Source organism: Blautia caccae, assembly GCF_040095955.1.
GTDB lineage: Bacteria > Bacillota > Clostridia > Lachnospirales > Lachnospiraceae > Blautia > Blautia celeris.
Genome location: NZ_JBBMFP010000004.1, coordinates 179,656 through 193,176, shown reverse-complemented (window position 1 = coordinate 193,176; position 13,521 = coordinate 179,656). Strand labels below are relative to the sequence as shown.

Genomic DNA, 13,521 nt, shown 5'->3' with positions numbered 1-13,521 from the left:
GGTTGCTTCCGGCATCCACGAGATCTCACAGCAGATCATATCCAACGCGGATAATTCTGACCATGCCGACAAAAAGGCATCCAATTTGGTTTTTCCCGTTTCTGATGAGTGGAATATAGGAGATGATAGTGTGAAATTAGAAAGGTATCAAAAGTGTTCTGATATTGCCCGCGGACTGAAAAAAGCAGATTTTGTCCTGAAGAATGCAAAGATTGTCAATGTTTTTACAGAGGAGATCCTTGAGGGGGATATCGCTGTGGCGGACGGTATGATCGCCGGGATCGGCACATACGAAGGAATCCGTGAGACGGATCTGGAGGGAAAATATGTATGCCCAGGGTTCATTGACAGCCACCTGCATCTGGAATCTACGCTGGTGACGCCGAAGGAACTGATCTCCCAGGCCGCCCTGTGCGGAACGACTTCCTTTATTGTGGACCCTCATGAGTCTGCCAATGTGGCAGGTCTGGCCGGAATCGACTATATATTAAGGGAGACAGAGGAGGTATCCGCCAATGTCTTTGTCATGATGCCGTCCTGCGTACCGGCTACGGGGATTGATGACAATGCGTGTACGATCACAGCGGAAATGATGAAGCCCTATCTCAAGAACAAACGGATCCTGGGACTGGGGGAGGTCATGGACTACATCTCCGTGGTGGAGGGAAGCCCCCATATGCACGAAAAACTGTGTCTGTTTGACGGGAAAGTGCGGGACGGACATGCGCCGTTTCTTGAAGAGCCGGACCTGCAGGCATACGTTATGGCGGGCATTTCCACAGATCACGAGTGCTCCGCATACGCCTATGCGGTGAGAGAGCAAAGAAACGGAATGACGGTTCACATCCGTGAGGGCAGTGCTGCCAGAAATCTGCAGGACATTGTTCAGGGGATTGTGGAGAACCATATGAGCACAGAAGGCTTCTGTTTCTGTACGGATGATAAGCATATAGAGGATATCAGGAGGGAAGGACATATCAATTACAATGTGAGAAAGGCCATTGCCCTCGGCATCTCTCCTATCCGCGCCATCCGGATGGCCACGATCCAGCCAGCCAGGTGCTACGGACTGCAGCGTCTGGGAGCAGTGGCCCCGGGCTTTCAGGCAGACCTTCTGGTGCTGGAGGACCTTAAGGGGGTCAATGTCCTGGAAGTCTATTTTAAAGGACAAAAGGTGGAAGCAGAAAATGCCTGTCCGGTCCACTCCTGCCCAAAAGAGCTGAAAAACACTGTGCATGTAAAAGGCTTTACAAAAGAAAAACTGAAATACACCGGTTCCTTCCCCTGCCATGTCATCCGGATGGAGGAAGGGCAGATCACCACAAGAGACGTCACAGTAACAGATATCTGCCAGGATGATCTGGAGGGAAACGGCATCCTGCAGAAAATCGCTGTGGTTGAAAGACACAGAGGAACGGGAATGACAGGTGTGGGCTTTGTAAAGGGCTTCGGGCTCAGATGCGGAGCCGCAGCATCCAGTGTCTCCCATGATTCCCATAACATCATCGTGATCGGGGATAACGATGAAGATATGGAGCTGGCTGTCAGGGAACTGATCCGGACGCAGGGCGGGTATACCCTTATAGAGAAGCATCAGGTCTATGAGACACTGGAGCTTCCCATCATGGGGCTGATGACGGACATGGGATTTGAAAAGGCCAATGAAAAGCTGGAGAGGATGATCCGGAAAGCCCATGAAATGGGTGTGCCGGGGGGAATGGATCCCTTTATTGCCCTGTCCTTTATGGCGCTTCCGGTCATTCCGGAGATCCGGATCACGCCCAGAGGGATATATTCCGTGACAGACAGTACCTTTTACCGCTGACGTAAATTGCGGGCAGATACAGCAGGGCCTGTGAGTTCTGCACAAAAAAAATGCCTGATCACAAGAGAAATGAGTTGAACTGACGAAGGCAATCTTTTATAATAGAACTATCCTGAAAGAGAACTATGCTGACAGATAAACCAGAACAAGGAGGTAAGAAATGGGCGAAGTGAAAAGAATGAAATACCTGGCAGGGGGACAGTGGCTGGATACGAAATCAGGCAAATACACGCCAGTGTATAATCCAAGTACCGGTGAGGTGCAGGCAGAAATACCAAGCTGTACCACAGAGGAAGTGGCATATGCCATAGAATGCGCGAAAAAGGCATTTCCGGCCTGGCGTGATACCCCGGTGATGAAAAGAGTACAGGTACTCTACAAATTCCGGGATCTGCTGGATCAGCATTGGGATGAGCTGACAGAGTGCTGTGCGAGAGAGCACGGAAAGAACTGGAAGGAGTCTGCCGGTGATATTGCCAAGGTGAAGGAACCTGTGGAACTGGCCTGCGGAACGTCGACGCTCATGATGGGAGAATCCATGATGGATACCTCCAAGGGATATGACACCGTCAGCTACCGGGAGCCTCTGGGCGTATTTGCGGGAATCGCTCCCTTTAATTTCCCGGGTATGATTCCCATGGGCTGGATGACGCCGATCTGTATCGCTACCGGCAATACCATTGTCATCAAAGCGGCTTCCAAAACACCGCTGACCGCGCTGCGCTGCGCAGAGCTTTGGCAGGAGGCAGGACTTCCGGATGGTGTGCTTAATATTGTCACCTGTACCAGACAGGAATCCGAGCAGTTTTTGACCCATCCTGATGTGAAGGGAATCTGCTTTGTAGGAACCACAGGTGTGGGAAAACATATCTACGGCATTGCGGCTGCCAATGGCAAACGCGTCCAGGCCCAGACAGAGGCAAAGAACCATGCCCTGGTGCTGGAAGACGCGGCTCTTGAGCGCACCGCAAGAGGAATCATCAATTCCGCTTTTGGCTGTGCCGGAGAGCGCTGTATGGCCCTTCCCGTGGTGGTTGCCCAGGAAAGCATAGCGGACAAGCTGGTAGAGCTGCTTATAAAATTCGCAGGTGAACTGAAAGTAGGCCCTGCCTATGATAAGACAACGGATCTGGGTCCGGTGGTGGACGCTGCCCATAAAGCAAAGGTAGAGAAATGGATCGAAAAAGGTGTGGAAGAGGGTGCAGAACTGGTCCTGGACGGACGCGGCATCAAAGTGCCCGGCTATGAGAACGGATTCTACTTAGGCCCCACCATATTTGATCATGTGACAGAGGATATGGCGATCGGCCGGCAGGAAATCTTCGGACCGGTTCTGGCTGTGAAGCGCTGCAAAGATTTTGAAGAGGGCCTGGAAATGATGAACCGCAATCCGTTTGCCAACGGAAGTGTTATTTATACCCAGAGCGGTTATTACAGCAGGGAGTTTGCGCGCCGCACAGACGGCGGAATGGTGGGAATCAATGTGGGAATCCCGGTTCCGGCGGGCATCTTCTCCTTCAGCGGCCACAAGGACAGCTTTTTCGGCGATCTGCACTGTCTGGGAAAGGACGGTGTTCGCTTCTTTACCGAGATAAAAGCAGTCACCACCCACTGGTTCGACGAGGAAGAGAAAAAGGCAAAAGAGGTGGATACCTGGGAGGGATCCGTAGGCGGCAGCATGTAAGGCTGAATCACAGCACCCAAATGGTAAATAAATCAGTGACACGGTTCGCAGGAAGATTCCTGCGGACCGTTTTGCGAACGAGGAGGTGATGCAGAAGTGAAGGATATAACGAACATAGAATTTCGTTCAGGGAGCAAGGAAGAGAGACTTCCGGGGTTTGCTCCTGATTTTCCTTACATTGCCTCCCGGGCGGAGCTGGACAAATACATAGGACGTTTTGTGCCTTGGCATTGGCACAAGACCGTGGAATTATTTTACGTGGAAAGCGGTGTGCTGGAATACAATACACCCAAAGGGAAGACCGTGTTTCCTGCCGGTTCCGGAGGAATGGTGAACTCCAATGTGCTGCACATGACGAGAGCCGGGTCAGAAGGAGAGCGGAATGTACAGCTCATCCATATTTTCGACACTTCTTTCATCGCCGGGGAACCGGGGAGCAGGATAGAGAAGAAATTTGTCCTTCCTGTTGTGGCGGCCTCCCAGTTGGAGATCATGGCATTCTATCCAGGAGACCCGGCGCAGGAAGAGGTTCTCGCGCTGCTTCGCCGCTCGTTTTCCCTCTCGGAACAGGAGTGGGCTTATGAGATCAAACTGCGCGAAGTGCTCTCAGACATATGGGTCAGGCTCCTGTCAATATCTGCCCCGCTTCTGCAGGAAGAAAGAGAGGCCGGAAGCTCGGATGACAAGATTAAAATGATGATGATCTATATCCATGAGCACTACCCGGAAAAGATTACGGTGGCAGAGCTGGCGGCGGCTGCCTTTTCCAGTGAACGGGAGTGCTACCGTGTCTTCCGGGACTGTCTTCATATGTCGCCTGTGGAGTATCTGCAGAACTTTCGTCTGCAGATGGCCTGTAAGATGCTGGCAAAAGGCAGGGATACCATCACAGCAGTCAGCCATGCCTGCGGCCTGGGAAGCAGCAGCTATTTCGGAAAAGTCTTCCGCGGTTATACCGGATGTACCCCCACGGAGTATCGCCGCAGATGGCAGGATATTGCTAAATTAAGGCAGGAATCGGATAGTTTTTCATGAAAAACTGTACTAAAATGATACTTGTGAAGAACAAAAACTTCATCATAACGGGGCCTGGCTGGCTGACAGCCGGGTCCCTTCCTCTATATAAAAATATATTATATCTATGCCTTTACAGAGCGCTGTACACCTGTTATGGTAATAATTAGGAATAAAATCAACGGAATCGACTGAAATGGTTGAAATATTTGATACGGACAGAGAGGTGCAGAGATCATGTGGATAGTATATGCAGTAGGGTCTTCATTTTTTGCGGGAATCACATCGATTCTGGCAAAATGCGGTATCCGGGAGACGGATTCCAATGTGGCGACAGCTATAAGAACCGTTGTGGTACTGATATTCTCCTGGCTTATGGTATTTTTGACAGACGCATGGGCGGGAATCGGACAGATCACCGGGAAGACCATGCTGTTTCTTATACTGTCCGGGCTTGCTACAGGGGCATCCTGGCTCAGCTATTTCCGCGCCCTGCAGACAGGGGATATCAATAAAGTGGTCCCCATTGATAAGTCCAGCACAGTCCTTACCATACTGCTGGCATTCATTTTTCTTCATGAGGGGGTGACGCCTGCAAAAATAGCTGCTGTTTTTTTGATCGGCGCAGGGACCATGCTGATGATCTCAAAAAAAGAGGCAGCGGACGGCAGCGGACGGGGTGGCGGAAGCTGGATCGTATTTGCTTCTCTGTCGGCTGTGTTTGCAAGTCTGACAGCCATTCTGGGAAAAATAGGGATTACAGGCGTGGACTCCAACCTGGGAACGGCGATCAGGACAACAGTTGTCCTTTTCATGGCCTGGATCATGGTCTTTGTCACAGGAAGACAGCATGAGATTAGGAAGATACGGAGGAATGAACTTTTCTTTATTGTGTTGTCAGGGCTTGCTACAGGGGCGTCCTGGCTGTGCTATTACCGGGCTTTGCAGGATGGGGCGGCAAGTGTGGTGGTTCCCATTGACAAGCTGAGTATCCTTGTGACAATCGCTTTTTCCCGGATCGTGTTCCATGAAAAACTTTCAAAAAAGGCAGGGGCAGGTGTGGTGCTGATCACTGCGGGGACGGTTATGCTGGCGGTCCTGTAAGACTTTTGGACTTAAGACAATCCTTGTTTACGGGTGATTGTCTTTTTTTTCTGTAATTATGAATTTTAACGAAGAAATGTATGCAATTTATTGCGTGGCAATGTAAATAGTGTTACAATCAGGGTATTACCTAACATGAACAGGGTTAATGTTTACAGGGAGGACAGGAATGAAAAAAAACAGCGGACTTAACGAACTGATCTATGAATATTATGAATCCCGTATCCTCTTTGGCGTATACAGATATGGGGAACAGTTGTTGTCAGTGCCGAAAATCTGTGCCTCTTTTCGGCTGGGGCGTAATACGATTCAGATGGCACTGGATAAACTGGAAAAAAACGGTTATATAGAAACCGAAGAGCGGAAAGTGGCAAGGGTGGTATATCAGGGAACCGAAGAAACCTTCAGGGAGAATGCCGCAAAATATTTTGTGCCCCGCAAAGAGGGAATCCTGGATTTTGAATATGCAGGTGAACTTTTGTTTTTCCCGATGTGGAAGATCGGGGTGCATAATCTGGAAACGGATATCCGGGGAAATTTAAATGAGAACCATGATACAGTTACGGACCAAACGGTTCCCATACCTGTAAAGCTGTATTTTGAGGTTCTGCGCACTTTTCACAATGATCTGCTTTTAAATCTTTACTGGCAGTGCCTGCGCTATCTCAATTTTCTATATCCGAAAAGAAATACGGATATACCGGTTTTAGCCGCAGGCGAAACTTTGCCGGAGACAAATATGCAGGGGCTGAAGTCAGAGTTTGATGACTATTTTGACAGTATACAAAATGAAGTGCTGGATTTCATCGCACATGCCGGTGAAGCATATCATTTGGAAAACGTCAGGCAGATCCCATTTTCGTGGACGATTTACCGTCGGCGGCCCCAGGTGCGGTATACGCTGGCGTCTGTGATCATCCGTGAAATTTTATGGGAGCGTTATCCAGTCGGCAGCTATCTGCCCTCCCTGCCCAAAATGGCGGAGCAGTACCAGGTATCTTTAAGCACAGTCCGGCGAACACTGGATGTACTCCATTCTCTGGGTGTGACCAGAACCTATATGGGAATCGGGACAAAGGTCTGCCTGGAACCTGTGGGTATGGAGGTTATGAAGATATCGGAGATCCGTGAAAATATGCGGCTTCACGGAGAAGGCATGCAGATTTTGGCTATGACAGTCCGCAGCGTGACACTCTTTACCATGGAATCAGTCACGAAAAGAAAGAGGGAGGAATTCCTGCAGTCAATCACAAAACTGCGCGGAAAAACCAGCAGTATACTTTTCATTGATGTGCTTCTGAGCTTTATCTCCGCGGAATGTCCCTCTGCGATCATCCGGGAATGCTATGATAAACTCAGGGAGCTGAACACATGGGGCTATATTTTATCCGCGGTACTGATGGGAACCGGACAGCTTGACGCGGATTATACCGGGTTTATCGACCGCCAGGAAAAAGATCTGCGGACGGATGACTTTGATGCGTTTGCGGAACAGTGGCAGATATTTATAGAGAACAGAATGAAATTCTTTTATTCTAAATTTTCTTTCCGGGAGGAATGAAAGTGGTTTTTATATCCTGCTTTGCATGCAGAATTGTCTGGCACAGGACCGGAATCGAAACAGATACGGGATATAAGGGGGAGTTCTATGCAAAAGAAAATATTTCCTATCATTTTAACAATAGCGCTGCTGATATCCAGTTTGGTTTCTTTCTTTTACATTTACAATCTCCAGGGAAATGCGAAAGTGATCAACTATGCAGGTGTTGTGCGGGGGGCTACCCAGCGCCTGGTTAAGCAGGAACTGAACGGTCAGCAAAATGATTCCCTGGTGGAAAAAATTGATGGTATCTTAAAAGAACTGCAGACAGGGGAGGGGGATGTGGGACTCACACGCCTGAACAGTGATGCATTTCAGGAGCTGATCGTTGAAATGCAGAGAGAGTGGAAAGACCTGAAAGAAGAGATTTACCTTGTCCGGGCCGGAGAGGGGGCTGAAATTCTCTTTGATGACAGCGAGACATTCTTTGCACTGGCGGACAGGACTGTGGCGGCGGCTGAACAGTATTCCGAAAAAAGAGTCCGATCCGCTGCAGTGAGCCTGCTGATCCTGAACTTTGCATTTATCATTCTTGTCATTTTGATCTATATATATAACGCAAGGCAGGCAGAGCGCCAGAGGGAGCTTGAGAAAGCAGAGGATGAAAACCGGAAAAAGAAAGAACAGCTCTCCAGGCAGGAGGAGAATCTGCAGGCACCCATGAATGACATTTCTGAGCTCATGTACATTACAGACATTGAAAATTATGATCTGTTGTTTTTAAACCAGGCCGGCATGGAAATCTTTCATGTGGATTCCCTGGAAGGGAAGAAATGTTACCGTGTCCTCCAGGGAAAGGACGCACCCTGTGAATTCTGCACCACACCGATCCTGAGGGAAGGTGAAAATTATACATGGGAGCATGACAACCCCATAACCGGGCGCCACTATATTCTGAAGGACCGTCTGCTGGAATGGAACGGGCGGCCTGCCAGAATGGAGATCGCCTTTGATACCACCAAGGCGGAACAGGAAAAGCTGTTTTTGAAATTTACCCTGGAGGCGGAGAAACTGGTGACAGACTGCGTGAGCATGCTGTATCAGCAGAAGGATATCATTAAAACTTCAGCACAGGTTCTGGAGAAGTTCGGAAGTTTTCTGCATGCGGACCGTGTCTATATTATAGATATCAAAGAGGATAGGATGTATGCCCGTTTGGAATGGTGTGCGGATGGAATCATTTCCCATAGGGAGCGGCTGCAGGGGATTCCGGTTTCCCTGATTGAACGCTGGATCCCTTATTTTAACAGGAAGGAATGTGTCATTATCCAAAACGTGAATCAGCTTGGGGATACGAATACGGCAGAATACAGGCTTTTGCGGGAACATGCGATCACCAGTTTGGTGGCAGCGCCCCTTGAAAAGGGCGGGACACTGCTTGGCTGTCTGGTCGTTGACAATCCGCCGGCAGGGCAGATTGTCAGTATTGCATCACAGCTGCAGACCCTGTGCTATTTTCTGCTGCTTGCGCGCAGTAATGCGCAGAGCCAGAAGGAGCTTTCGCGGCTGAGTTATTTTGATACGCTCACTTCTTTTTACAACAGAAACCGTTACATTGAGGATACCAATGCCATGACACACACGGACAGCCCGGCAGGGATCGTGTACCTGGATGTGAACGGATTAAAGGACATCAATGACCAGTACGGGCATGAGTTTGGGGATACGGTACTGGTCGAGTGTGCCAGACGGATGAAGCAGGTATTTGAAGGCGCTGATTTTTACCGCATCGGCGGTGATGAGTTTGTGATCATCTGCCCGGGGATAGAGAAGGATGTCTTCCACAGCAAGCTTCGTGAACTGAGGGCACAGTTCCAGAAAGAACCGCATTACCGGGCGGCCATTGGTTCCCGGTGGACAGAAACGGTCAGCAGCTTAAAAGAGATCATTGCGGAAGCGGATGCCAGAATGTATGAGGATAAGAAGGAATTTTACCGGCAGAATCCTGTTTCACAGCGTTACCGGCATCACAGCGATGAAGTCCTTCATCTTGCAGATCCCGGTATTCTGATGGAGGAGATACAGCAAAACCGGTTCGAGGTATATCTCCAGCCAAAGGTTTCCTCATCAGATCGTATGGCCGTGGGCGCGGAGGCTTTGATCCGATACCGCTCCAAATCCGATACCCTGATGCTTCCCGGGAATTTTCTGCCGCTGCTGGAGGAAAATGAGTCTATCAGCCTGATCGATTTCTATGTGTTTGAATTTGTCTGTGTAAAACTGAAAGACTGGATCAATCAGGGAAAACAGGCATTTCCGGTGTCTGTAAACTTTTCCATCTCATCCCTGATACAGTCTTCCTTTGTGGAGCATCTGACAGGCATCTGTACAAAATATGACATCTCACCGGAGTATCTGGAGATAGAAGTTACCGAGAAGATACATGATGTGGAGGGGCTTGATATTAAGTCTCTGATTACAAATCTGCACAATGCGGGATTTGCGGTTGCCATTGATGATTTCGGCACAGAGTATGCCAACCTTGCCCTTTTGTCTGAGATTGACTTTGACGTGCTCAAGCTGGATAAGAGTATGATTGACAATATAGCCGTCAATCCGAAAACCAAAACCATTGTGGGCCTCATTTCCGGTGTCTGCCATGACCTTGGTGTCCATATGGTTGCGGAGGGCATTGAGACAGAGGAACAGTTTATGACACTGCGCTCCTGCGGCGTGGATTCGGTCCAGGGATTCCTGTTCAGTAAACCTGTGCCTATGAAGGAATATGAGGAACGTTTTTTGAAAACAACAGATAGTGAAAAATAAAAATAGGTCTGTAAAGCGAACTGCTTTGCAGGCTTTTTTTTGCAGCGGCCGGTTCCGGCAATGCTGAGGGAAGTACGATTCTCAAAAATATCTCTTCTTGTCTAATGGGCGCATATTAAGTATAATATGTTAGAATCTCAATCTCAGCAAAAAGGAAGAGGTAACTAAAAGTAATCATGAAACGTAGAAATGGATTTCTAAAATGGTTCAAAAACCAAAAATTAGGCCGGAAGATTTTATATACCTTCATACTTGCATCCGTCATACCACTTCTGGTGGCACAGATTTTAATGCTCTATGTCATTGTAAACAACATAAAAGAAAAGGTAGATACCCTTATGGTGAACCAGCTTGCCCAGATATCAGAGAGGACGAATTTAACCCTGGATATTTACACGAATCTTGTCTACCAGATCTATGCGGATAACCAGATCATTGATGGAATCAAGGTTTATGAGGCAGAAGATTCAGAGGTTAAGGCGCGTATCTACCGGGAAATCTGTGATAAACTGCAGCAGTACGGAACTTCCGTCAATGGGATTGAGTGTATCAGTATTATCCTGCCGGACGGACAGGATATTACATATGATTTCGGTATGGCATCCGCTGTGGATAATCTCTGGGAAAGTTATGAGGATATGACATCCATAGAGCCATACCGTCAGGCACAGGATGCCACAAATATGATCATATCACCTACCCAGCGTTTTGTTCGGGGAAACCAGGAGGAACGGATCTTCCACATAGCAAAGCAGATGTATGACTTTAAAGATATCCAGAAGGGTCCCATTGCCTCAGTGGTGACCAGTGTCAATGAATCTGTCTTAAATGCAGTGTGCAGCACGGGGCGGACAGAAAAAGAATCGGAGATTTATGCGGTTAATTTTATCACAGACCGCAAGGGTAATGTGCTCACTTATCCCAACTCCTTTTACTCCGGCATAGCCATCAGCACCAATAAGACCATCAAGGATTTTGTGAAGAACACAGGGGAGCTGAAAGGAAAAAATATTGCTGTGAACCGTTACGAGGACAAGCAGCTGGGATGGATCTTTTATAATGCATATGACAGGGATTATATGCTGCGTGATGTGACAAGGATCCAGTTTCTGACCATTTTTATCGGTGCGCTGTTGTTTGCCGCCTCTATTTTGCTCATACGTTATACGGTTAGCCTTATAGAGCGGTCCACAAGGAGTATTGTAGGGGGAATCCAGCAGGTGCAGAGCGGTAATCTGGATGTTCAGGTGCATGTGGATACTGAGGATGAGATGGGACAGATCGCGGACAATTTCAATACCATGACAGGAAAAGTCAAGAATCTGATCACAGAAGTAACTGAGATCACACAGAAGCAGAAAGACGCGGAGATACGGGCGCTGGAGGCTCAGATCAATCCACATTTTCTGTACAATACGCTGGATTCCATCAACTGGATGGCGATTGAAAAGCAAGAATATGAGATTAGCAAAATGCTGCGCAACCTGGGGATCATTCTCCGGTACAGCATAAATAAAAGCAACCAGATGGTGACCATCTCGGAGATGGCAGACTGGCTGGAAAAATATGTAAGCCTTCAGAAAATGCGGTTCAACAATGCTTTTATCTGTGAGATATATGTAAGTGAAGAGGCAAAAAATATCAGGATTCACAAGCTTCTCATCCAGCCTTTTGTGGAAAATGCGATCCTGCACGGGTTCAAGGGCATTGAGGGCGGAGGAATCCTGCGGGTTGATATTATCGTGTCAGAGGACAAGAAAGAGCTGGATATCATCATAGAAGATAATGGAAAGGGAATGCCGCCCGGTATGGCAGATACCTTTAATGATCCTGAGAAGGCAGTCCGGGATGACGGCAGGAGCATCGGCCTGAACAATGCATTTGCCCGAATGCGTATGTATTACGGTGAAGATGTTTCATGGGATGTAAAGAGTATACAGGATATAGGAACTATTATTACACTGAAAATACCGGTACGGGATAAGGAGTGGAGACAATGAGGATCATAATCGTGGAGGATGAGATAAAAATTCGGGAAGGTATGGGAAAACTGATAGAATCACTGACAGACCATATTGTTCTGGGGGAGGCTTCCGATGGGGAGGAAGGACTTGACCTGGTTCTCCGTTTTAAACCGGATCTTGTGATCACAGATATCCGTATGCCGAAAATGGACGGCCTGGAGATGATCCGACGTCTTTATGAACAGAAAATACCGGTACATGCAGTTATCCTGAGCGGATATTCCGAGTTTGAGTACGCTAAAAAAGCTATACAGTATGGGGTGGATGATTATCTGCTGAAACCTCTGGCAGTGGATGACGTGCAGGATATGCTGGAAAAAATTGAAGAGAAAATAAAAAAGGAACAGCTTACCAAGGGCAGTCCTGAGGTGCATCTGAGAAATCTGATCTTCGGGGAAGAGCAGGAGGAGGAAAAACAGTATGACATATTGGAGAAGGTATGTGGTCTGGCAGAACAGGCCCAATACATTCTCTTTGCCGGGTACATAGGTTCCGCACCGGCTTCCTACAGAGAACAGGCAGAGAAAGCCCTGGAAGAGCTGAGAGAGAAGTACCGGGAGATAAAATGGTACGCTTTTTATATGGAAAACCTGCAGGAGTTCTATATTCTGGCCTGCGCAGAATGGGGATCTGAAAGGATTTCGGACCTGGAAAAATCTTTTTATAACAGACTGATCTTCCACTGGCAGGATAAGGAGGAGCGGCCAATCTGGACCAGACAGGCGTTCCAAAGTCTGAGAGATCTGAAGAAAACAGCACAGAACCTGAATGATCTTATTTCTTTCTCCCTCATTTGGAACCAAAAGGGATGGCTTACCAGGGAGGATGTGAAAGCATACCACCCCGCTCCCTTTCTGCCCCCCGCTGAGATTTATACACGCATTCGCAATGCTGTCTGTCAGGGAAATCCGGAAAAAGAAAAGGAAGGGGCAGAGGAATTTCTGCGCTATATGAAGGATGGGCATTTTGATGCGGATGATATCCGCAGGGCTTTTGTAAAGAATTACTATATGATCGGAGATACCCTGGAGGATATAGACAGAGCACTTTTTGAGCAACTGAAAAGTGCGAATCTGCTCCGGAATATAGAGGCAGCGGTCACCTGGCATGAATTGGAGAATGCGTACAGGGATGTTATCCAGCTCATCACCAGCACCAGGGTAAAGCGGGAGGATATCAGCAATTACGTGATCAAAAAAGCTATCAATTATATAAGGGAGCACTATCAGGAGGGCCTTACGCAGGAGGAAGTTTCCCGGGTCCTGGAGATTACACCCGAATATCTGAGTACCCTTTTTAACAGGGAGATGGGAATCACATTCTCCAGTTTTCTGAAGCAGTTCCGCATGAGCCATGCCAAGCGTCTGTTAAAAGGAACGGATATGAAAATTTACGAGATTGCAAAAGCCACCGGGTACAATGATCCTAAATATTTCCAGAGGGTATTTAAAGAAGAGACAGGCGTATCCCCCGGTGAATACAGGCAGATGAATTAGGAGGTAAG

The 13,521-nt window shown here is 48.1% G+C and carries 8 protein-coding genes; all 8 read left to right on the top strand.

The genetic code is table 11. The features are described 5' to 3' along the window. Positions 1-130 precede the first annotated feature (130 nt). The gene (ade, locus tag WMO65_RS05990) at positions 131-1,825 is read left to right on the top strand and encodes an adenine deaminase (protein ID WP_148392273.1); all 1,695 of its coding nucleotides are present in this window, start codon (positions 131-133) and stop codon (positions 1,823-1,825) included. Between the two features lie 160 nt (positions 1,826-1,985). After that, the gene (locus WMO65_RS05985; RefSeq protein WP_148392275.1) at positions 1,986-3,509 is read left to right on the top strand and encodes a CoA-acylating methylmalonate-semialdehyde dehydrogenase; all 1,524 of its coding nucleotides are present in this window, start codon (positions 1,986-1,988) and stop codon (positions 3,507-3,509) included. 96 nt (positions 3,510-3,605) lie between these two features. Further along, positions 3,606-4,544 carry an AraC family transcriptional regulator gene (locus WMO65_RS05980; RefSeq protein WP_148392277.1) on the top strand — a complete coding sequence of 313 codons (939 nt, stop codon included), beginning with the start codon at positions 3,606-3,608 and terminating at the stop codon, positions 4,542-4,544. A gap of 216 nt (positions 4,545-4,760) precedes the next feature. Next, positions 4,761-5,627 (top strand): EamA family transporter, encoded by an 867-nt coding sequence (locus tag WMO65_RS05975; protein ID WP_148392279.1) that lies wholly within the window; start codon positions 4,761-4,763, stop codon positions 5,625-5,627. A gap of 169 nt (positions 5,628-5,796) precedes the next feature. Then, on the top strand, positions 5,797-7,188 hold the full coding sequence (locus tag WMO65_RS05970) for a GntR family transcriptional regulator (protein WP_148392281.1): 1,392 nt from the start codon (positions 5,797-5,799) through the stop codon (positions 7,186-7,188). A gap of 87 nt (positions 7,189-7,275) precedes the next feature. Next, positions 7,276-9,993, top strand: coding sequence for an EAL domain-containing protein (locus tag WMO65_RS05965; protein WP_148392283.1), 2,718 nt, complete (start codon positions 7,276-7,278; stop codon positions 9,991-9,993). A 176-nt stretch (positions 9,994-10,169) separates the two neighbouring features. After that, positions 10,170-11,993, top strand: coding sequence for a sensor histidine kinase (locus WMO65_RS05960; protein WP_148392285.1), 1,824 nt, complete (start codon positions 10,170-10,172; stop codon positions 11,991-11,993). Continuing rightward, a complete protein-coding gene (locus tag WMO65_RS05955; protein WP_349063840.1) occupies positions 11,990-13,513 on the top strand; it encodes a response regulator transcription factor in 1,524 nt (507 codons plus the stop codon). Before WMO65_RS05960 ends, WMO65_RS05955 begins: the two co-directional genes overlap by 4 nt. The last annotated feature ends 8 nt before the right edge of the window (positions 13,514-13,521 follow it).

Coding starts and splice junctions, on each gene's coding strand:
- WMO65_RS05955 (WP_349063840.1), top strand. CDS start 11,990: ATGAGGATCATAATCGTGGAGGATGAGATAAAAATTCGGGAAGGTATG.
- WMO65_RS05960 (WP_148392285.1), top strand. CDS start 10,170: ATGAAACGTAGAAATGGATTTCTAAAATGGTTCAAAAACCAAAAATTA.
- WMO65_RS05965 (WP_148392283.1), top strand. CDS start 7,276: ATGCAAAAGAAAATATTTCCTATCATTTTAACAATAGCGCTGCTGATA.
- WMO65_RS05975 (WP_148392279.1), top strand. CDS start 4,761: ATGTGGATAGTATATGCAGTAGGGTCTTCATTTTTTGCGGGAATCACA.
- WMO65_RS05970 (WP_148392281.1), top strand. CDS start 5,797: ATGAAAAAAAACAGCGGACTTAACGAACTGATCTATGAATATTATGAA.
- WMO65_RS05985 (WP_148392275.1), top strand. CDS start 1,986: ATGGGCGAAGTGAAAAGAATGAAATACCTGGCAGGGGGACAGTGGCTG.